The 23491-nt window shown below is 43.9% G+C and carries 11 protein-coding genes and 1 pseudogene; 6 read left to right on the top strand and 6 right to left on the bottom strand.

Annotated elements, in window-relative coordinates; translation table 11 throughout:
- Nucleotides 1-233 precede the first annotated feature (233 nt).
- The 4 genes and pseudogenes from MA_RS25255 (at nucleotide 234) to MA_RS09100 (ending at nucleotide 11729) form a co-directional block, all read left to right on the top strand.
- A protein-coding gene (locus MA_RS25255) for an IS630-like element ISMac18 family transposase (protein ID WP_226990809.1) occupies nucleotides 234-1365 on the top strand; the annotation gives its coding sequence in 2 pieces (ribosomal slippage) (nucleotides 234-667 and nucleotides 666-1365; 1134 coding nt in all).
- A 1053-nt stretch (nucleotides 1366-2418) separates the two neighbouring features.
- Nucleotides 2419-2510 (top strand): annotated as a pseudogene (locus tag MA_RS26710) (IS200/IS605 family transposase); the annotation flags it as partial.
- 1435 nt (nucleotides 2511-3945) lie between these two features.
- The gene (locus MA_RS09105) at nucleotides 3946-7407 is read left to right on the top strand and encodes a DUF3344 domain-containing protein (protein ID WP_226990808.1); all 3462 of its coding nucleotides are present in this window, start codon (nucleotides 3946-3948) and stop codon (nucleotides 7405-7407) included.
- Between the two features lie 872 nt (nucleotides 7408-8279).
- A complete protein-coding gene (locus tag MA_RS09100; RefSeq protein WP_011021757.1) occupies nucleotides 8280-11729 on the top strand; it encodes a DUF3344 domain-containing protein in 3450 nt (1149 codons plus the stop codon).
- Between the two features lie 1340 nt (nucleotides 11730-13069).
- On the opposite strand, the gene MA_RS09095 is transcribed toward MA_RS09100, so the two are convergent.
- The 3 genes from MA_RS09095 to MA_RS09085 are packed head-to-tail and all read right to left on the bottom strand — an operon-like array spanning nucleotide 13070 to nucleotide 16524.
- Complete coding sequence (locus MA_RS09095; RefSeq protein WP_011021756.1) at nucleotides 13070-13744, bottom strand: ABC transporter ATP-binding protein; 675 nt, start codon at nucleotides 13742-13744, stop codon at nucleotides 13070-13072.
- 25 nt (nucleotides 13745-13769) lie between these two features.
- A complete protein-coding gene (locus MA_RS09090; protein ID WP_048065202.1) occupies nucleotides 13770-14768 on the bottom strand; it encodes a DUF3344 domain-containing protein in 999 nt (332 codons plus the stop codon).
- A complete protein-coding gene (locus MA_RS09085) occupies nucleotides 14737-16524 on the bottom strand; it encodes a CARDB domain-containing protein (RefSeq protein WP_048065201.1) in 1788 nt (595 codons plus the stop codon). Before MA_RS09085 ends, MA_RS09090 begins: the two co-directional genes overlap by 32 nt.
- A gap of 654 nt (nucleotides 16525-17178) precedes the next feature.
- On the opposite strand from MA_RS09085, the gene MA_RS09080 reads away from it, so the two are divergent.
- Nucleotides 17179-18504: a DUF3344 domain-containing protein gene (locus MA_RS09080; protein WP_048065200.1), complete on the top strand. Its 1326-nt coding sequence runs from the start codon at nucleotides 17179-17181 to the stop codon at nucleotides 18502-18504.
- Between the two features lie 42 nt (nucleotides 18505-18546).
- On the opposite strand, the gene MA_RS09075 is transcribed toward MA_RS09080, so the two are convergent.
- The gene (locus MA_RS09075; protein WP_048065199.1) at nucleotides 18547-19410 is read right to left on the bottom strand and encodes an energy-coupling factor transporter transmembrane component T family protein; all 864 of its coding nucleotides are present in this window, start codon (nucleotides 19408-19410) and stop codon (nucleotides 18547-18549) included.
- Between the two features lie 110 nt (nucleotides 19411-19520).
- On the opposite strand from MA_RS09075, the gene MA_RS09070 reads away from it, so the two are divergent.
- Nucleotides 19521-21365, top strand: coding sequence for an ABC transporter ATP-binding protein (locus MA_RS09070; protein ID WP_011021751.1), 1845 nt, complete (start codon nucleotides 19521-19523; stop codon nucleotides 21363-21365).
- On the opposite strand, the gene MA_RS09065 is transcribed toward MA_RS09070, so the two are convergent.
- The gene (locus MA_RS09065) at nucleotides 21362-22453 is read right to left on the bottom strand and encodes a hypothetical protein (RefSeq protein WP_011021750.1); all 1092 of its coding nucleotides are present in this window, start codon (nucleotides 22451-22453) and stop codon (nucleotides 21362-21364) included. The genes MA_RS09070 and MA_RS09065 overlap by 4 nt on opposite strands.
- Nucleotides 22454-22529: 76 nt before the next feature.
- Nucleotides 22530-23462 (bottom strand): DUF3344 domain-containing protein, encoded by a 933-nt coding sequence (locus tag MA_RS09060; RefSeq protein WP_011021749.1) that lies wholly within the window; start codon nucleotides 23460-23462, stop codon nucleotides 22530-22532.
- Nucleotides 23463-23491: the final 29 nt, after the last annotated feature.

Below are 23491 nucleotides of genomic sequence, written 5' to 3'. Positions count from 1 at the left end.
AATAATTGCCTCAAAATGTGGAATTCAAATAATTTTTGAAGCTAAGTTTTTGTCACTTTCATTAAAGGTACTTATCTTTCAATAATATCCATTAATAACTTTTATTTTGTTGAAAAAGTAATTTTAGAGAACTTTTAATTGATTTAATATGATATTATTCAATTTTTTCTAGTGTCGCGTCAACGATGAAAGGTCTTAAGAGATACATAGAATGATCTTCATAAGTATCATTTATGATTAGATATACTGTGACACTTACCGAAGATGAACGTAGATCTCTTTGTGAACTTGCTTCAAAGGGAAAACATAACTCTCAACAAATTCTCAATGCTCTGATCTTGCTTAATTGCGATAAAAGTGAATTGAATGTTACCCATTCAACCAATGAAGAAATCTCACGTGTCCTGAATATTAGTATGAAAAAAATTGACCGTGTTAAGAAGCGATTTGTTGAAGAAGGACTTGAAGTTGCCCTCAACGGGAAAGAAAGCGATCGCATTTATACTAAAAAAGTTGATGGTGACGCTGAAGCCCATTTAGTCGCCCTTAGTTGCAGTCAACCCCCTGAAGGTTTTGCAAGATGGTCTTTGAGATTATTAGCCGATAAGGCTGTAGAACTTGGCTATTTCGAGGATATTTCTCACGAAACAGTACGGCGTACTTTAAAAAAACGAAATTAAACCCTGGCAAAAGAAACAATGGGTAATTCCTCCAGAACAAAACAGTAGCTTTGTTGCGAATATGGAAATGGTTCTGGATGTTTATAAACGTCCGTTTGATCCACGAAATCCTGTTGTATGTATGGACGAATCCCCAAAACAACTGATTGCAGAAACCAGGATTCCTATTCCCTGCTCACCAGGAAAGCCATCCAGGTACGATTATGAATATGAGCGAAATGGGGTGTGCAATGTATTCCTTGCTTGTGAACCATTGACAGGGAAAAGAATGGTAAAGATTACTGAAAGAAAAACAAAGCGAGAATGGGCTTATTTCCTGGAAGAAATAGAAGGTCAACATGAAAATGCAGATAAAATTACGTTAGTAATGGACAATTTAAACACGCATATACCTGGATCTCTCTACGAAACATTTCCACCACCCAAAGCAAAGGCGCTGTGGGACAGATTTGAGTTCGTGTACACACCAAAACATGGAAGCTGGTTGAACATGGCAGAGATTGAACTGAACGTACTTACAGGTCAATGTTTAAAAAGAAGAATGGATAACATCGAGCTTGTTAGGAAAGAAGTATGCGCATGGCAAAATTACAGAAACAACAAAAATTCAAAGGTTAATTGGCAATTCACAACAGATGATGCAAGAATAAAATTGTCACGTCTTTATCCGACAATTGAGGATTGACTCGACACTAGTTTAATTCATTTTAATCCTTTTTTATTAGTGAATGGTAGGTTATAGATTTTTTAATATTTGCTGATAAATAATTCACTGATCGATTTGTAAGTTAAACTTAGAATTTTCTCATAAATATTTATTACAAGGGGAGCGCAGAGGGTCCCGGTGTGCCACGAGGCTGCAGAAAAGATGAGGGTAGACCCCTCGGACTCGCTTTACAGGAAGTGATTCCAAACCACCCATAAGCTGCTTTGGTCAAAAGCCACGGTAGTGAGCATTATGGGAAAAGGCGAGGCTATGACTTCGTCAGGTGTGGGTTAAGGAGCCGAATGAAATGAACCACTGAAGACGTATCGAAAACGCGATGATGTCATCAAAACCAGGTTGCGTGACTAACCTGGGATAAGTCTAGAAGATACTCTGTTTACTGACCAGATGGTGATCGGTATATAGGTGGCGGGAACTTAACTCGGGCTTTTCTGTGGAACGTGGGAACCTGCTCATCGATGTTAAGAGAAAACTCCAAGCGGTGGACCCGCAAGGACAAAAATATCGATGAGACGAACAGGGGCGGAACAATTCGTTAGTGATGAAGTGCCTGTAATGGGCATGGAGCGAAGGGATTGTATTATCCAGTTTTGAACTGCGGTCAACCTTGTTTTCAAGGGAGGAACCAATGGACAAAACAAGGCTTTATGGCTGGATAATGGGAGCCGTATGAATCAAGAGATTCACGTACGGATCTGAGAGGGCTTGGGGGTGAAATTCCCCTGGGCTACTTACTAATACCCCACCTTTAGAGGCTGTCTGACAATTATTAATAGTAATAGAAAAATGCGAAAAAGAAAGCAAATAAGCCCTTTAAATCAAAAAAAAGGAATTCATTTATTACCGAAGGTAATTATCGTACAGCCTGTTTAGGTCGGGGATGAAGTGAACCCTCGCCTCTTCGTTTTTCTCATTAAATATCTAAATCATTACTTTTTTTGTAAAATGAGCTTTTTTCAGCACCGTGGCCATAGGTGGTACCAGCCGCCTATAGACTGGATGTGATATACGTTGGAATTGAACAGTTTTAGCCATGGCTATGGTCAGATTACCTACCATCTCGTTTTGGTGCCAAGTATCGATACAATATATTCTACAATAAGTGAATTAAAAAGGATTGAGAGTTGATCTTCAACAACATTTGCAGCGAAGTGCGCCAGCGCGACTTTGATTATCATACTCCATTATTTTGTATTCTCAGTTAAACTAAATTAAAAAGAGGGATAAAGTATGCTTCCATTATATTTGATATTTTTGTTTATTTATTAGCATAAAATATTAATAAAGATGACAATAATATAAATAAATATGATGAATTATAATATTTATAGTATTAAATAGTAATATATATTTATTTACTGTTGTAAAATCTCCTGATTTCCGGAATATAACCACAAACAGTCGGTACACCCTAACTTAATTATTATATTTATTTAGAAATAATGAAATACAACTTCCATAATTAACATTGTAGTAAACATTACAATGAAAACCCTGTAATGATATTCGGAAATATCAATGTCGGAAACAGGATACTTCTGATATAGAGATATAGACATGAGGTTTAAGTTAACGAAACACTGCCAACCAATATCGAATAAAAACAAAATAAATTTAAAACTTTTGATACTTTTTTATACAGATTTGTAAGAAATTAGTTAAAATATTTATTATATAATATGAAAAAATCATACAAAAATATGTCAAATCTATGAAATAACTTTATATAAATGGCAAAAAATTACAAATATGTCGAAGGGAAGTAGAGTCCAAAAGTGCGACCGGTAAATAAATCCTGCCCCGCCCTACAAGACATTTCGATCAATATACGGCAAGCAAGGATTATGAGGGACCCATTCGACGATCAATGGTCTAATACAGCAGAAAAGACGATTGAATCCCATGGACAGAAAGATCCTGAAAAACGAGAAAAGCAGATTTCCAGGACTTTGCATAGTAGAGCTCGATAGTTCCCGCAAAAAACTATCGAGGATAACCTGGAAAAGGATAGGAAAGATCCCTTTCCATATTTAAGGGATTATCGTAGATTCTCTATATATACTTACTGGTAAGTGTCGATCGACGCTTTCTTTCCAAAAATCGTCCGAATATAGAATATAAGCCACAGAGAATCTAAAAAATAGAAAGGCGCTGATTGTAGTAAAACCTGCCTAATTTCAAAGAGAAGCAAGCACAAAAAGACTAGAATCAGCAGTCAATCCCTTGAAATCGGAATTGGAATAAAGAATATAAAAAATCACAATGAAATGGAGTAAATTCTACAATTAATAATAGAGTATAACCATTCAACCTGAACAAAACAATCTCAACAACTCCCTATGAGATTATGCGAGAAATTTATGCAAATATTTAATCGTTGGCTATTGATGATATTTTTAATTTTTTTAATCTGCCAAAGAACTATGCTTCTACGTTTTGTCAAAATAAGCATCGATCAAGATATTTAAGGACCGAATAATTAAAAAATAATACATAGGAGGAAAATTCACGAACATAAAACTGATTCTGATAATGCTAGTGCTGATTCTAAGTAGCGGAGTCAGCGTGGCTATTGCTACAGAAACAAACGACCTCAGCATAGCCGCAGTTCTTATTTCACCAAGCGATGTTGTCTTTGCCAAGGAAGCCAATACCATTGTGGTTTACGGCATAACTAACTCCGGAACAGAAAACCTTACTAATATTACTGTAGACGTGTATGCGAGCGACGTATCCGGTACTGTTCCTGTAAACACGGAAACGATTTCTTCCCTTGCGGGTGGAGGGACAACAACTATATTCATTACCGATCCCACCATCCGAGACCTCCAGGGAAGCACCGTAACCTATACTGCAGTTATCGACCCGGATAATCTGATTCCTGAAACCAATGAAGCCAACAATAACCGGAGCAGTGCGGCTGTACCGGTCAGATACAATGGGTATAAAGGAAAACGTTACTGGGAAGGCGCAAGTGACATAACTACGAAACACACCTATGATTTTAATGGGGACGTTTCGTCATCCTCGCAACCGAGCACTTCATATAGGAGTCAAGGGGCATGGTCTAATGGTAGGACGGAAACCTGGGGTGGCAGTGTTCCGAACCCGGATCTCCCGAGCGGTTCTACTATTGAACAGGCCTTACTTTATGTCGCCTACAATTGGGATGAAACTCCAGGGGGATATCCATGGTGGAATGTTTCCTTCAACAATGTAATAATCGATTACGGAAACATTTCAACAGGAAACGGAATCCTCTACACCGACATGAGTAACTTTGGCTTGTATGCTGATTATGAGTACGGTCTTGTTGTCTATGATGTGACTAACTTGTATAACTCAACCGATTACAACGGACTCAAGATGTACCCCTATAATTCTACTTTTGCTGACCTGACCGCATTGTATCCCAGCACTCTTGTAATAATCTACCAAAATCCTAACATGACCAGGAAACAGATTTTTATCAATGAAGAGTGCGACGAGCTCGGAGTATCTGAGTCAACTTATGGAACCACTCCCGAAGAGGCTACTGCATACGCTCCTTTCACAGGCATGTCTATTGACGTCAGCAATGTTTCAAATGCCACGCTTTACAGTTTTGCAGGAAGTGCCGGGCCGGATGAAGGAAACCTGCTCTTCAATGGAAACACCGTAGCAACTAATGCATGGCACGGAGATGCCTACACTGCCAGTGCATCGGTCTTTGATGTGAAGAATTACATCAACTCAACCGGGAATGAAGCCGGAATACAGGGAACTGTGAGCGGGGGTATGGACGTACTCCAGCAGATACTTGTAGTCGAATACGTAGAATCGGTACCATCAGCTCTGGATGCTAACCTTACTGCAAATGTGACCAGCGGAACAGCCCCTCTTACAGTTCAGTTCACAGACCTGTCTGAAGGAAATGTGACTAACTGGCTCTGGGACTTCGGGGACAATACTAATTCAACCAGTCAGAACGTTTCGCACACCTATAATTCGCCCGGAACCTACACTGTCAACCTCACAGTCACTGGACCCGAAGGTAGCGATTCCGAGGTAAAGACAGACTTTATTACTGTAAGTGACTCGAATGTATCAGCTCCGGTCGCAGCCTTCACTGCAACACCTTTAGTAGGTACTGCTCCTCTCCAAGTAGCTTTCACGGACCAGTCCACGAACTCGCCGACCGAATGGAAGTGGGAATACAATAACGGCTCAGGCTGGGTGGAGTTCTCCAACGAGACAAACGCATCCTACAGCTTTGCAACCGCAGTTCCCTACGACATACAGCTAACCGTAAGCAACAGCGGTGGCAGTGATGACGAGACCAAACTGCACTACATCTCCGTAGGCAATGTACGCGAACCGCTTAATACTGTCCAGTCCGGCACCGTTTCCGGGGATCTCTACATAAGTTCACCCACGACCTGGCCTGCCACTGAAGTGAACCAGACCTTCACTCTGCCGGCGGCAGCAGTAGGAAATATCCAGTGGGCAAAACTGTACGTTAACACCTACTCCGGTTCAGCAGCCAACACCTACGCCCTTTCCTCAACAGTGAAATTAGATGGAGATGGGGACAGTACCTACGAATCCACTCTAGGTACCGAAACTATGGACATCGCATCCCTGACGAACGGAGCTTCTTTCCCGCTCAACGACCATGTAAATAAGGTTTACTCGGACTACGAGGCCCAGTACGATGTGACAAGCCTTATCTCCGCAGCAAACCCTGCAATCAATGTCAAGAGCGAAGCAATCAGCGGAAAGAACTTTGACGGAAGGATTAAGGGAGTAACTCTGGTTGTTGCCTACAATAATACCTCGTCCACAGACCAGACTTACTACTGGGTGAACCACGGAGGCGACTGGTCCAGTCCTGCAAACGGGAACACCATCTTTGATACCTCTGGACTCTCCAGCGGATGGGTCAGTGCTGAAAGCAAGATCCGCTATTTCTCCTACTCAGATGCCAACTACACCTTCAATGGCGTAGCAAAAACAGGAAGCACTCCATCCAATTATAGCGGTCTGAATACCTGGGACGTGACAGATAATATCACTGCTGGGCAGTCAAGTACTCTTGCCTACTCCAAGGGCAGCGGTTCATACAAAACAACACTTGCTACCCTGAAAGTAAAATATGAAACACCAGGTTTCTCAAACAAAGTTACTCTTGGTGATACGAGTCCGGTAAGTCCGACACTTGCCTCTCTTAATGGTCGGTTATATCTTGCCTGGAAAGGCGACGGCAACAACAATTTGAATGTGATGTACTCGGCGGACAACGGAATGACCTTTGGGAACAAATACACTTCTTCTGAGACAAGTCCTGAATCCCCAGCTCTTTGTGTACATAACAATAGTCTATACATTGCCTGGAAAGGCAACGGCAGCAATTACCTCAATGTTGCTCAGGTAACCATGAATGGGGACAATATCACTGATTTTTCAAACAAGGTTACTCTTGGTGATACGAGTCCGGTAAGTCCGGCACTTGCCTCCCTTAATGGTCGGTTATATCTTGCCTGGAAAGGCGACGGCAACAACAATTTGAATGTGATGTACTCGGCGGACAACGGAATGACCTTTGGGAACAAATACACTTCTTCTGAGACAAGTCCTGAATCCCCGGCTCTTTGTGTACATAACAATAGTCTATACATTGCCTGGAAAGGCAACGGCAACAATTACCTCAATGTTGCTCAGGTAACCATGAATGGGGACAATATCACTGATTTTTCAAACAAGGTTACTCTTGGTGATACGAGTCCTGTCAGTCCGGCACTTGCCTCCCTTAATGGTCGGTTATATCTTGCCTGGAAAGGCGACGGCAACAACAATTTGAATGTGATGTACTCGGCGGACAACGGAATGACCTTTGGGAACAAATACACGTCTCCTGAGACAAGTCCTGAATCCCCGGCTCTTTGTGTACACAACAATAGTCTATACATTGCCTGGAAGGGCGACGGCAACAATAATCTCAATGTGGCTCAGGTGATTTAGTTGTGCAACTCTTTTCGAAAGTTGTGATACTTCTCCTGAATACCTAAATTGACGACAGCAACAAAAAACTCAATGTTCAAGGTGGGTACAAATAAAATCTGCCCACCTTTTGTTTCTCTTTTTCAGCTTTCTACATGAGAACAGACCACGAATGTGTATCCTCTTCAAATTAATTGGAAACCATTTCACTCTCAGTTCAATGCACTTTTTTCGGCTCCTCGTTAATTAATGAGCTCATCCCAAAACCAATTTATTTCCACATCAATAAAAGTTTCAGAAACATTTTCCAGAGCATCAGATCGATTAATTTAGACAGTTGATGATTTAATGCAGTTTTTTCAGTTCAACCAAGTAATTCATAATTGCAAGATGAGTATTACAAATCAATTTGTTTTTATTACTTAATACATATATAAACAGATACTACTCTTATTTTTTAGATCAATTTATATATATCGTAACCATTTTTCACACTAAATTATCCAAGTCTGAAACGTGATCTTCTCCAGGAAATTCGGAATCCAAATTCGGATCAACTCCACAACATTGAATCAAATGTTGGAAGGCTGAGAGAAGGCAGCAATACTTGAAAAGTTTCGTTCTTGACTTCAGAAATGAGAACTAAATTATATACAGTGACTTAAACTCAATAATTTGGGCTGATCTGAAAAACACAACATAACGCAGCTCCAGGTTTTTTATATACACCACAAATTTTTTTATTTTTTATTATTGGGAGATTCCCCTTTCAGACTAAAAGAGCTACAAAATAATTGTGATTCAATCCCGAACATCCCCTCAGATCCTGCTGAAAAAGACCACAATCACGGGAGTTTCGGGCTAAAATTTCAGAAATGAGGAGTGAATGATAGATGAATAAAAGAATATTTCTAATTCTTTTTGCAATTATTTGCATAGTATTAACGATGCCTGCAGAAGCAAAGACCTGGTACGTCGATGACGATGGTGGGGCAGATTTCACAGACATACAAACTGCTGTCAACAGCGCTTCTTCCGGAGATACTATTTACGTTTATGCAGGTGATTATCTCGGTTTCAATGTCAACAAGCCATACATTACAATCATTGGAGAGGGTGCTGATCTCGTAACGGTTGGCCCCACCAGCCAAATTAGGCTTCCAGATATTGGCAATGCAACTGGAACTGACCTTGAAGGGATGAAATTGATGTCAGACTTATATTTAAGCACATATGGCCCAGCTCCTGATTGTACTATCAAAAACTGCATACTAGTTAACTCAATAAGTACTGCTTTTGGGAGATACTACTCTGCTTCGAATCTGACTTTTGAAGGAAATCTTGTTAATGGATCTGGTTCTATAAATATGTATGGATTATCGTCCAAATCCAAAATATTAAATAATCATTTTACTGATCTTTCAAACACATACAGTGCAATTTATTTTAGACAAGATGCTAACTTTTGCACCTTTAGCAACAATGTTCTAGAAAACTCAACGGCAACAAATATGCTTACTGTTTATAATGTACCAGGTTGCACTATTACTAACAATACATTCAGAAATAATACTGGAGTTGCACTTCGCCTATATAAGAATACAGTTACGAATACTACCATAACCCATAATATCTTCTCGAGAAATGGAGGTGGAATTAAATTCGACAGTGCAGGTGACAACAACAAAATCTATCTGAATGATTTCATTGAAAATACCGCACAAATTATTCTTCTGGGAACTGCCCCGACAACAACAATCTGGTCTTCTCCTGATCAAATCCCCTACACCTTTAACAGCACGACCTACACCGGCTATATGGGCAACTACTGGTCCGACTACAACGGTACAGACAATAACAATAATGGAATTGGGGACGATCCATACGTCTTACCTGACAGTCTGGGAGCCGATAACTACCCCCTAATGCAGCCTTTTGAAAACTACTTTGGCGGTAGCGGTCCTGTTGCCCCCGTTTCTGCATTCACAGCATCACCGATATCCGGAGACGCGCCTTTAACAGTCAACTTCACGGATGAATCTACCGGGTCTCCGACTACCTGGGAATGGGACTTCGGAGATGGAGCAAACTCAACTGAGCAGAGTCCAGTACACACCTATTCCACTGAAGGAACCTATTCTGTCAACCTCACAGTTACGAATGAAGACGGAAGCGATTCCGAGCTGAAGACAGATTACATAACCGTAACTCAAGCGGGTCAAGTGGCGACGAACGACCTTACAATCTCAGGAATTGTCAACACCGTTCCGGCTTCTGCGGTCTTTGCCAGGGAAGCAAATCCTGTGAAAGTTCTCAATGTCAAGAATACCGGAGATGAAACCCTTAGTAATATTTCGATAGCTGTGTATGCAAGCGACGTTTCCAGTGGCACAGTTCCCGTAGATACGACAACGATTGCGTCCCTTGCTGGCGATGCAACGACTACTGTAACCCTGATCGACCCCACAATCCGTGACCTTGAAGGCGGCACCGTGACCTACACTGCCGTTGTCGACCCTGACAACCTTATCGCTGAAACGGACGAGACCAACAACAACAAGAGCAGTTCGGCTAAACCTCTCAGGTACAACGGGTATAAGGGCAAAGGCATCTACTGGGAAGGCGGAAGCAATATCACTACCATGCATACCTTTGATCTCCAGGGGAACCTTTTGTATTCCACTCAGCCTGATTCTGCTTACCAACCTGTTGGCTGGGAGAGCAGGACCGAAACCTGGACTGCAAGCGACCTTCCGGTTCCGGACGACTCCACCATAGAAAAGGTCTTGCTTTATGTCGCCTACAACTGGGACCAGACTCCCGGCGGATATCCGTGGTTGAATATTGACTTCAACGGGTACATCCTTGATAACGGAAACATCTCAACAGGAAACGGAACCCTCTACAGGGACTGGAGCAATTTTGGAGCATATGCTGATTATGAATACGGGCTCTGTGTCTACGATGTAACCGACAAGTTTAGCTCTGCAGGAAACAGCCTTGTCATGACGCCTGTTGGCGAAAACAAAAACGCACTGTACCCCAGCACCCTTGTTGTGGTCTACGGAAACGATAATGAAACCCGGAAGCAGATCTTCATTAATGAAGAATGCGACGAGCTTGGTTTATCTGCGTCCAGTTACGGGACCACGCCTGAAGAGGCTACTGCATACGCTCCTTTCACCGGCATGTCAATTGATGTGGAAAAGGTCACAAACGCTATGCTGTACAGCTTCGCGGGAAGTGCGGGGCCCGATGAAGGAAACCTGCTTTTCAACGGAAACATAGTGGCAACCAATGCATGGCAGGGAAGTTCAAATTCAGGAAGCCCTCTGGCCTTTGATGCTACAAACTACATCAACGCAACAGGAAACGAGGCGGGAGTCCAGAGCACGACAAGCGGAGGTATGGACGCACTCCAGCAGATCCTTGTTATCGAATATGAGGAATCGGCACCTGCTGCGCCAGTGGCCGACTTTACGGCAACCCCGACATCTGGAGATGCCCCGCTGGCAGTAAACTTTACCGATACATCAACCGGGTCTCCGACTTCATGGTTCTGGGACTTCGGGGACGGAGCAAACTCAACTGAGCAGAACCCCTCGCACACTTATTCTGCAGCAGGTAGCTACACCGTAAATCTGACTGTGGAAAATGATGCAGGTTCTGACTTTGAGTTGAAATCGAGTTACATCGAAGTTTCCGAAGCTTCCGGGTCAACTGTAACTCTCTATTTCGACCCTGAAAGTTCCTCAGTTTCGGAAAACGAATCTACTGAAATAAATCTCGTTGCAAGCAACTTCCCTGCAGGTCTTGCAGGCTACAACCTGACCGTTGCTCTCGACGACCCGGCTGTTGCCGAAATAGTTGATATCGAGTACCCTTCCTGGGCTTTGATTACTGAGAACTCTACCCTGCCCGGGACTTCGATCTACATGAAGACTGTTGACCTGGAAGATTCCGTTAAGGAAGGGGCAGCAGATGTTGTGCTTGCCACTCTCACTGTTTCTGGAAAGGAGAAAGGATCTGCGAACCTTTCAATAGGAGTTAAACGTCTGGAGGACGATTCCGGAGACTCTATCGAACCAGCTCTCCTGGCAGGGACAATTGAAGTAACCCTTCTGTCCCCACTGCCGGGCCAGGAATATGCCCCTAGAGACCTCGACGGAGATGGGCTCTATGAAGACCTCACCGGAAACGGGGAGTTCAGTTTCGTGGATATAGTGGCTTATTTCCACAATATGGACTGGATAGAGGAAAATATGCCGGTGGAGTACTTCGACTTCAACGGAAACGGAAGGATAGACTTCGATGATGTAGTGGATATGTTTGCAATGATATGATTAAGGAGAAAAATAAAAAAACATGGGAAAATTTGATAAAATGAAAGGGAATTGAGATAATTTTTCTCAAATTTCCCACAACTTTTGGTACGCTGCCATAACATTTTCTTCATTTATTTTCAATATGGGTCAGAACCTATGGAGTTTGAGTCCAGGTTTTTTCTCAAAAAACGCAGATAAAATTCTCTGAATTATACTTTCGGACACTATTCACAAATAGATACGGATATTTTTCTCTACCTGAAACCCCTCACCTGCATAATTTACAGGCGAGGAATTCTCAGAGTCGAATACTTCGCAGACATATTTAGGAGACGTGTCTGTTTTGTTGTCTTCAGACATTTTTGGACAGAACTACATATGTTGAGCAGATATTTAACACTTTTGATAATATTCATAATATTTAATATTATCATATTTAAAATTTGTATTACTTAACCGTAAAAAATAATTGCCTCGTGATGTGGAATTCAAATAATTTTTGAAGCTGAGTTTTTGTCACTTTCATCAAAAGTACTTATCTTTCAATAATATCCATTAATAACTTTTATTATGTTGAAAAAGTAATTTTAGAGAACTTCTAATTGATTTAATATGATATTATTCAATTTTTTCTAGTTTAATTCATTTTAATCCTTTTTTATTAGTGAATGGTAGGTTATAGATTTTTTAATATTTGCTGATAAATAATTCGCTGATCGATTTGTAAGTTAAACTCTGAATTTTCTCATAAATATTTTATTTTCTCGTAAATATTTTATTGAATCTCATATTTATTAGATCCTTAAATCTCCATCGCTTAGGGAACAAACCAATTAGATGATTTTGTCTTTTGATACTGTTTTTCTAACGGAGTTATGCATTTTTCTCTCTGTTACTTTCAATTTCACCAGAAATTTTTTATACATTTAGTATTGTCTAGTCTTTAGATGCCGAAAAATTTGTCTGACACAAACTAAGAGATATAGAGAAAAGTTAGTTCCTCTAGGGAATAATTTTGAGTAATCTTTACGTCTTTGCTTATATTAAATTCGATGTCAGTAGGCTCAAACATCAATTTGTCATCTTTAGCTTTCGAAGAAACAGTCTAAAAAAATTCACATTCATCTCCGAAAATTCGGAGTGAAACATAATCAAGAGCATTGTTATCTGAAAAAGTTATTCCCTATTTGTGGCAGAGTTAAGGTTAGATATTTTAGCGGAATTGTGCATAATAATTCATGGAGTAGTCTTTCTAAAGGTTCTTAAAGTAAATAATAAGCTAAATAAGCGTTTATAGATCTTTTCTTAGCTTTTAAATCATTATTAAAGTCTTTGGTAAAGTCTCATGTATTAAAAAATTAATCAGTTATTTTCCCATCCTTCAGTTTTATCACCCTGTCCGCAGTTCTGGCCATTTCATGGTCGTGAGTCGTAACAAGAAAACTTACGCCCTGCTCTCGATTGATTTTTCTCATAAGGTCCGTGACCTTTTTCCCGGTACCTGAATCAAGGTTTCCTGTAGGTTCGTCTGCCAGGATAAGCTTGGGGTTGTTTGCAAGAGCTCTTGCTATAGCAACCCTTTGCTGTTCCCCTCCTGATAACTCGGAAGGCAGGTGGTGCATCCTGTCTCCGAGCCCGACCAGGTTAAGAAGCTCGGTTGCCCTCTTTTCTTGCCGGGAGTGGGGGACTCTGTTAAAGTACAGGGGGTAGCAGACGTTCTCCATGGCATTCATTGTGGAGATGAGGTTAAAAGCCTGGAAGATAAAACCTATTGTCTGCCTGTGAAGACGGACAAGATTGGAAGAATTCCTGTAATCAATTTCGCGACCTTCGATAAAAACATTACCTGATGTCGGCTGGTCCAGGCAGCCAACAATGTTAAGCAGGGTGGACTTTCCCGAACCCGAAGGACCCATAAAGGAAACAAAATCTCCCTCTTCAATGTTCACATTTATTCCCCTGAGAGCTTCAACGCGCAGCCCTGAATCGAATGTGTAATACTTGGCTAAGTTTCTGGTTTCAACTATATTCATTTCGTATCCCTTTCCTGTAAAAAAATCAGCTTCCCTCCCCTGGGTTTTCAGGCTCTTTATTTTCAGGTTCTTTATATTCAAGCACCAGTATTGCATTCGTTGCCAGAAGGTAATCTCCGTTATCCTGGATACTGACAAAGTTTTCTACAGGTTCCAGATAAGTCCCTACCTGCCTTTCGTCCAGAGCAACCTGGACAGTTTCGTTTGTCTGGTATATATTCTTCCAGCTTTTTCCTCCACCGAACAGGATCTGTATGATATCGCCAATAACCGGAATACTCCCGGTTTTCTCGTTAAAGTAAAGCCTGTTCCGGGCTCCTGTACCTGAACTGTATCCCCCTGAAGGAGAAACTGTTATCAAGCGTGCAGTTGCGATATTTTCGGAGTTGATGTCCCCCTCAAAATAAGCTGTCGTTGTGGCCATTTCGGGGTCTATCCCGTATTCTGCATACAGCATGTCGCAGCCTTCATTGACCCAGTACTCGATTACAGGTAACTCTGAACCTTCATAGACGAGCAGAAGCCCGATTCCCTGCACACAAAAGGTGCTTCCGTCCTCTGCCGAATTTACAAGCGAGATGGAGTAAGTACCGGATTCGGAAATTTCCTCGCTCAAATCAAAGGCATTCGCGCCTGAAAAAAAGTCGTACCTGGAGACAAAACCCTTTGTATCCGTATACATCTGCCCTCCCTGGAGAGGCAGAACCGTGCCCGAATGTACAAGAGAAGCATTAAATTTCGGATAGATTCCCTCAAGTCCTTTTTTGCTCCAGACCCAGTAAACGTAAGCCTTCGCAACCCTTACGGAACTCCCGGCCGGGAGTTCGATATCAAAGTTCACCTGATAACTGTTATTGTGTTCAAGCTCCCCGCTGTACCTGCTGTCCCCGAGAGAAAATTCAAGAGCTCCCTGGTGTTTGTCATAGAGGACCGTCTGCAGGGGTTTATCGCCTGCATATGACGCCGAAACCGGGGTAATGAGTAGCAGGAGGTTAATTAAAATAATAGCTTTCCTCAAATCCATTGTTATCCTCGTCCGACTCAACTATGTCATTATGCTCATCTACCTTCACGCTAAGGGTATGCTCACCCTTAAGGGTCTGAACTCTGATCCGGTCCTCAATTGAAGTCTGACCTTCAAGTTCCGGGATCTTCAGGACAGTAACACTTTCCCCATCAAGATAGAGGGTTACATCAAAGTCCAGAGCTGAAGCTTCTCCACTATTTGTAATCTTTAGCGGGATAGAGTAGGCGGTTTTTTCTACTGTCTGTGTTTCCTCAACACAGCCGCTAAAAGCCGCTATTATGAATACTGCAAGTAAAAGCAGGAAAAGAGGTTTTTTTCTCCGGGCTCCGAAAAGAGATAGGAACGAAAGAAAAAGTAGTGACGCTGATGAAGTCTCTTCCTGAGCCTCAATTTTCACGGGCTCTTCCAGAGAAACCGAAAGGTCAGGCTTTGATTTGACGCTAACATTTAATGCACATACGTTATTTTCCTCGTCCGACTCTTTTATTTTGGCTTCGGAGTCAACGGCAAGCTCAAGCAGGTGTTCCCCTTCGACTGCCGGCCATGAGAATGAAGACCTGTAAACCCCGGAGGCGTCCATCAGGGCAGAGGAAGTTAAAACCTCAGTTCCGTCAACCCTGAAGCTTACCGTACAGTTCTCTTCGCAGATCCCCCCGGGATTGTTTATTGTAAAGGAAATTTCCGCCGTTTTTTCATCTACCAGTTCCTGTTCCGGGATTTTCATCTCAGGGTAGAGGTCAGGAAGTACGGAAGCGGTACTCCCGGAACTCAGGACAAGAGCTGCAAGGACAGGGTGCAGGTAATCTTCTCCTTCCTGGATTCCGATTTCCTTATCCCCGTCCAGGTCAAGTCCTCTCACAAAAGACACGGTATTATCGGTTTGTAAGTAATTGAGTACGTCAAAATGCTCTATATCAAAGTAACTGGAAGAAAAGCCCTTTTCTCCCGAGGCATCAAAGCTAACCTCATTGGCAATATCCATTGCTTTTCCACCATAGCTCTCGGTTAGGTACGCAGGGGAAACACCAAGCATTTCTCCGTTGAATTCCAGATAATCAGGCAAACCTCTTGACCCTGTAAGGTATACTACAGAAAGGGTAGCATCTTCCGGGCTGCCCGGTATCTGCGAGGAAATAAAATTGACGTCTGTCTGGTCGTTTACATTTGCGAGAGTCCCGCTCCAGCCTTTCCCGTGCAGGTTTACGTTTCCGCTCAGGAGCTGGTAGGATATGAGGGGCGCTTTTGAGTCTTCACAGGCTGCGGCAAGTACCGCTCCATAGACTCTCCCGTCCAGTTTGTTTCCAGGCTCCCCACTGCTTGTAAGGACCACTACAGTATTATTCCCGTTTTTCGTGATGTTGCTGACGTCATAGGAAACCCAGTAAACCCCGTGACCTGCACAGTATACATTTTCGTTCTGGTCCTCGACCCCGGCAAGCTGCAACTGTTCAAGCTTTTGCCCGTTAAATTCTGGTCGGACCCAACCTTTATAGTTCTCCGTACCTCCCCATACACCTACATACAGGCGAGCCCAGCGGAGAGTGCCATCCGGTACGTCAAATTCCTGAGAGTATGGGGGAAATGAAAGCCCGTGTCCTCCATCTATGTAGATCTCTCCCCTGAACGTGCCCTGAGCGTCCGAGGCAAGGGGTATGCCATCATAAGAGTATACGGCTCCTGCAGGAAGGGCTGAGAGTAGAACTGAGAGCAAGAATATACATCGTAAGGTTATCTTTACAGGTTCTGTCTTCATTGCCGTTCACTTTCTTACAGAGTGAAATTTGAATCTCAGAGAGATTCAGACTGCCTCTGATTTTATATTCTTATAAACTCCTTTCTCTGAGACGTAATCAATGTAATAAACATATTACCATTAAATAATTACTGTGAAGTAAAGGTTATTAAATATTACTATTTTTCTTTTTTGTATGAAATATTACAAATGTTAGACATTACTAAATGCAAAAATATACTCTGGGATATTTCCCGGGAAGCTGCAGGAAATTTAACTGAAAAAAAGCCTGAAACACTGCCTCAAATCCCGCAGACCTCTTAACTTCCCAGCCTATTCGACCTCTATTGAGAGGTAATTGAGGCTTGCTTAAAGCTTTCTTGAGGCTTCTTGAGACTTTTTTGAGGTCGTTTCACCATGGGGTTATTTAGTTGGATCCAGAATATAGAAGCCGCATTTAGTGAACATAAATAGAAAAATAGTAACAAAATATGTTATGATATATTCACAAATACTTATTTTTTAAAAGAATTTATATATTCAGTTTACCTTATTGTTTACTAGTTCTAATTGTTATAAAAGAACCTCAATATCTTAATTAGAAACTATTTTAAATTGTTACCAAAGATCTGAATTTCTAAAAGAATATCAGTGACTTTTCAGGTGGGAAGAGTAATGCAAGCCGGAAGTATAAAGCGTAAAGGGGACCGAAGGCTTCCCTGCAGAATCAGGAAGAATCCAATAATAAATGCAGGATGTAAAGCAAAAATCAGGCATTTTGACAGAACGGAAAAAAGCAGGTGCAAAAACAGGTTCGGAGACAGGAAGAAAAAGCTCGGCAAGGTAGGGAATATACTATCTCTAACTGCCGGAATATGTCTCCTGATTACATTATTCTGCGGGTTGGCGGCTCCTTCTGCCCTGGCCCAGTCTCCTGAGAACAATGGATATGTGGGAGACAAACCTCTTGAATTATACAGCCATGATACGGTTCAGGGAGACCTCTTCTATACGATAGGAAATAGCTACTACAGTGGGAAAGTCTATCCCGGAGATGTGTATTCTGTAATACATAACGTAAACTTGCCTGAGGGAGCGACCGTGAAATTTGCAAGGCTCTATGTCTACTGGACCTGGAGTGCCGAAGGGATCACCGGGAAGTATCCCGAGATGAGCCTGAGCTTTAACGGGGAAAGCCCTGAACCTGAACGGGAATACAGTGACAGGAAAGGCTGGGGCATTTATGATTATCCCACGGGTACCTGGGCTTATGATGTGAGTGCGTACGTTCCCGGTTCGGGCACTTTTAGCACGGAAATTGAAAACACGGGCTCAGGTATTCCTTATGTCTGTTTTGACGGGGTGGGGCTGCTTATTGTATATACGGACCCTAACGGGAAGTATATGGAATACTGGATAGGGGAAGGGGCTGACGAACTCAATTCCCAGATGGATGAAAACGGAAATCCGCTTTACTATGCTAGCCCAAACCAGACAATATGTGAAATGCTCAGGCCCACTCTGCAGTTTCCTGTTCGCAGTGCGACGCTCTGGACGATCATTCAGTCCGGGAACTGGGAAGATAATGTCCTTCTGATTAATGGGAACGAATTCCCCGGAATCTGCAATGGTAAGCCTTACCCTGACCTGGATATTGACACAAGAGAAGTAAAGGACTACCTGAAATCCGGAGAAAATTCCATCCTTTTCCAGGCTGTAGGAGATTATGTGGTGCCTTCGGGGTCCTTCCTGGTGGTTGAAAAAGACTCTCTGACAGAAGAAGCACAGGAAGATTCGCAGGAAGATTCACAGGAAGATTCGCAGACAGAAGATGTGCAGGCCTCTTCAGAGGAAAACTCTGAAAACCCGGAAGCTTCCGGCATAGAAAATCCAGGAGATGAAACAGAAAGTGCTCCCGGATTCGAATTAGTTTCTACTCTTGCCTTTTTGGCAGGAGGAAAACTTGCTGCAGGTCACCGAAAGCAGAATACCCGAAAATGAAGGGCTTTTTTCAGAACTGCTTTTTCCGGAGGGCATTTCAGGTCAGACCGGGACTGTCCCTCCGAACCCCGAATAACTCAGGTAAAGCCCGGCTGCCGTAAAAAGGATTGTGTATGCAAGGAAAAGGTAATCATTGCTTTTCAACCTGAGCTCATTTACGTAGGTCCTGTGCCTGTTTGCCCGAAAACCCCGGGTGTCAGCTGCGACTGCGAGTTTTCGCCCTGCCCGGAGTATATTAACCACGAGAGGGACAAGGATGTATTTCAGGGCCTTTACTTTCGTACGGACCCCGCCTTTTAACTCAAGCCCTCTTGCCTGCATCGCATTGAGGATTATCCCGCTTTCTTCAAGCAGCGTGGGGGCAAAGCTAACTGCGGAAGATAGCATGAATGCAAGCTCGTAGGGAAGGCCTATCCTGTAATTTTTTCCTCCTACTCTTATTTCGAAAAATCTGACTAGCCCGGAGATAAGCCCCGAGGGATGGCTTGTGGCCAACACCAGCATTGCAGCGCTCAGAGAAGTCATAAAACGGAAAGACTGATACAGCCCGTAGACGGCCCCGTCAGCATAGAAGTAGATCCCTCCCGTAAGGGGGCCCAGCAGGGGAAAGGAAGAAGGTACGAGGGTGAACAGCGGCTCTCTTGCCCAGTAGTAGAAAAGGGCCTGCGAGAGAATAAAACCCAGCCCGATACTCCCAAAGACGATGAGCATTGCCTTTACCCTGCTTTTTGAGGGTCTCAGGACGAACCAGAAAGGTAGGGTAGAGGCGAACAGGGCCACCAGCAAATAAGGAGTCCCGAGGACAACACTCAGGACCGATACCCCGAAAAGCCAGAGCAGCTTCACTCTCGGGTCCAGCCTGTGAAGAGGGCTGTCTTTTTGTTCATAACGAAAGAGCCACTTCAAGGCGCAATTCCTCCTCCGGGGAACTTCATACAAAATTGAATGACAATCAAACTATTTCTTACTTTTCATAAGGATTTTAAACTCCAAGGTGTAAAAAGCTGCATGATAGTATGGATCCCTCGAAAGACACCTCTCCGCAAGTCAGACTTGAAAAAATTACATACAACTATCCATATTCGGATGCCGCTGCTCTTTCGGATGTGAATCTTGAGCTTAAAAAAGGAGAGTTCGTGCTCCTTGCAGGCCCTAGCGGCTGTGGAAAAAGTACTCTTGTGCGCTGCCTTAACAGGCTGGTACCTGAGGTTTCGGGGGGCAGCTTTTCAGGGCGCGTCCTGCTCCGGGGAAAAGACCTGACACATGAAAAAGTCCACAGTCTGGCCCTTGAAGTAGGAATGGTATTCCAGAACCCCGAAACCCAGCTGTTCTCCCTGACCGTGGCCGAAGACCTTGCTTTCGGGCCTGAAAATCTCGGGCTGCCCGGGGAAGAAATCCGAATCCGAGTGAAAAAAGTGCTAAAAGAAGTAGGGCTTAAAGGTCTGGAAGACCATTTTATCTTCACGCTTTCGGGAGGGGAAAAACAGAGGACCGCGATCGGAGGAAACCTGGCAATGCAGCCGGAAATCCTGGTCCTTGACGAACCAACCTCGGACCTGGACCCTGCAGGTACCGGGGAGGTGCTTGAACTGCTCAAACATCTGAATGCAGAAAACAGGACCACTCTCATTCTGATCGAACACAAACTCGATGCTGTTTTTGAAATGGTAGACCGCATGCTTGTTATGGATGAAGGAAGGGTCATTCTGGATGGAAAACCATTTGAAATCCTGTGCCGCGAGGAGGAAAAACTCCGAAAGCTCGGGATTCATCCTCCCCAGTTCACAGAGATTGCACGCTTCCTGGGCTTTTTCTCCGAAAATTCAAGTATTCCTGCTTATGAAACTCTTCTGAAACGGCTGACAGAACTTCTGCAGGCGTCTGAGGTAGAAATCCACCCCGAAGACCTTGAGAAAAGAGAATCCGAAATTCCAGCTCCCGCACCGCAGCCCCGAAATACCCCTCCTCATGTCCTGATTGAACAGCTTTGCTACAGGCATGAGGACGGTTCGGAAGCTTTTGAAAAACTCAACCTTGAAATCAAACGTGGGGAATTTCTTGCCCTGCTCGGGCACAATGGGGCAGGAAAGACAACCCTTGCAGGCCACCTTATAGGATTTTACAGGCCTGCCTCCGGTAGAATCCTCCTCGATGGAAAAGACATAAGCGGGTATTCCACTGCCCGGCTTTCAAAGCAGGTAGGTTACCTTTTCCAGAACCCGGACTCTCAAATATTTACCAACAGCGTTTTTGAAGAAGTCTGTTTCGGGCTTGAGAACCTGGGAATGCCGGAAGAGAAAATCAAAAAGCTGGCAGATTCTGCCCTGGAAATGATGGAACTTTCGGCTTACAGGAACAGGCACCCTCACGCGCTCTCAAGAGGGCAGCGCCAGCGCCTGGCAGTAGCTTCCATTCTTGCCCTTGAACCGGACCTGCTGATCCTGGACGAGCCTACCACAGGGCAGGACAGGGGGCATATCCGTAAGTTCCTGGATAAAATCAGGAAACTTAACGGGCTCGGAAAAACCGTGATTCTCATAACCCATGACATGGAGCTTGCAGCGGAGTATGCGGAAAGGGTTGTTGTGATGAAACAGGGAAAAATCTTCCTGGACGGCCCGACAGCCGAGGTATTTTCAAGCCCTGAAGAGCTGGGTGCAGCCGGGCTTCTCCCTCCCCTTCCTGCAAGGCTTGCCCTTGACCTCAGGAAACTGGGAATAGACATTCCCCGGCTGCTTACCGTTTCCGACCTGAAAAGCTTCCTTAAGGCCCGCTGTCCTGAACTTTCGGCTTGCAGGCCCACGGAAATCGAAAAAATAGTTGAAGAAAACGATAGTGGAGAAGAGGTGAGCTTATTTTAAAGCCTTGCCCCGCTCATTTTTACCGCCGTATCGTAACCGAGCAATCCCCCAATTAACCCCCCTGCACATGCAAGTAAGAGCTGAAGCCCTATATACCAGGGCGCATAGGAGATTTTCCACTCAACAGGTGCATAGAGCAGATAAAAAACAAGGGTTGAGACCGCCCCTCTTGATATGCCGTAGATTACGGCGGTCAGGCGTCGGTCGGCATAGTCCATCCCGAAGAGGATGACCAGGAGGTCAACGACAACTCCTTCGGCAAGGTAAAAGCCAAGCCACATAATATGGGAACCCCAGACAACCATGCTTATGAGCAGGACACAGGTAAAGAGCAGGGTTGCAGTCCCGGGCTTTCGGACCAGCTGCAGGGCGACCACCATAAGGACAACGGTGGGAATTGCAATGACCAGCCCGTCAAACCAGCCCAGGTTGATGAGCTTGCTCAGATAGCGGAACACAACGGCAATAACGGCTGCAAGAAGAGCTATGGTTATCAGGTCAACAGTTGAAAAGAGGTCAAGAACTCCTGAGCGTTTGAATGCAGCCAGAATGCCTGCAAAAAGCAGGAGGCTTGCCAGGATAGTAAAATAAGTAAGCCAGGAGGGTGGAGGTATGAGGCTGACGGTGTGCTTGCTTTGCTGCTCCCCTCCGGAGTAGATTGCCTTAATCGTGAATGTGGCCTCTTTTTTGAACTCAACGGAAACAGGAGGCTTTATGTCCAGAAGGAGACTTGCACTTTGTCCAGAAGCCAGTTCCCCGATTTCAGCCGTAATTTGCTGCCCTTCTATTTTTATCTGATACGGCTGGGAAGGAATGCTGGTTTCCAGACCTTCCGGAACTTCGATGAACACGGTTATGTTATTCAGGGTTTCAGTGCCCGGATTCTCAAGGTTTAGCCGGGCTCTTTCCCAGGAGTGTCCAGCTACAAGGACATCGGGAGCCTGATCTTTGTCAAGGGGGATTTCCAGGCCTAACCCGAGAGAGGAGGAAGCTGAGCCTGAAACTTCATCTGATGCAGAAACTCCGGGAACCCAGAAAGCTGCCAGGATAATTGCAAGCATTAATGTGAGAATCCGTCCGTATTTCATATTTTACCTCTTTTCGTTTTACCTCTTTTCGTCTGCCTTTTTTTAATTCTGGTAAGGGGCTTCTGTTCTCAAAACATCATTTCTTCCTGAACCTCAGGACAAGCGCCAGGCAGGCTAGAATGGATACGACGATTACAGAATACGGGATCTGTCCTCCTGTTGAGCTTTTCTGCTCATGAAGTTTGAGAAATTCACTGTCTGATTCCGATTCTGAAACAAGGACTGCAACGCAGGGATGGAGATAGCCTTCCTCTCCCCTTTCGAAGCTCAGGATACTTTCCGTACTTTTCGGGGAAACCGAAGTCGAATACAGGTCAAAGTACTTTCCCTGCGAGGAGTTCCCCACATCGCTACCGATCTTTAAGGAATCGAAATAGAGATCATCCTTTTCTCCTTCGGTGCCTGCAACCAGCATAGCGTAAAGGCTTGCATTTTTCCCTGGAGATGCACCTTTAAAGGTGCTTGTTACCCTGTCCTGTTTATTCGTATAGGTAAGGGCATAGTTGCCTTCGTTGATCCAGAACCTGACAGGAGGCAGGGATCTGTTCTCGCAAACGGCAACCAGGGTGATGCCATATGGACCTCCTCCCGGGTTTTCGGATAGGACCGAGACTTCATTTAACCCGGGGCCAAGGGAAGTATTGGACTCGAGACAGTAGAGAGCTGTACCCCATGCCGAAGCATAATCAGGTTCCTGTCTTACAGCAAGTTCTTTTCCATTGACCGTCACCCGGATACTGTCTCCACTGTCGTAGTTCCAGACAGGCACGTAAAGCCTTGCATACTTTACATCTCCCAGAGGCAGTTCGAAATACTGGAGATAAGGATTTTCTCCGGTATAGCCGTGCCCGCCGTCGACATATACCTCTCCCCTAACAGTTCCTTCTGCGATTGTATATGGGGGGATGCCGTCTCCCTGCCAGCCCCCGTTTCCCGAAAAGAAGAGAATCAGGAACAGCAGTCCTACTCCTAGAAGCCCAGCTATTAAAATTTTTTTCCCGGTATCCACGGTGGTGTCTCCTGAAAAATTGTTCCTGT

It is taken from the genome of Methanosarcina acetivorans C2A (assembly GCF_000007345.1).
GTDB lineage: Archaea > Halobacteriota > Methanosarcinia > Methanosarcinales > Methanosarcinaceae > Methanosarcina > Methanosarcina acetivorans.
This window is presented reverse-complemented; position numbering and strand designations above follow the sequence as displayed.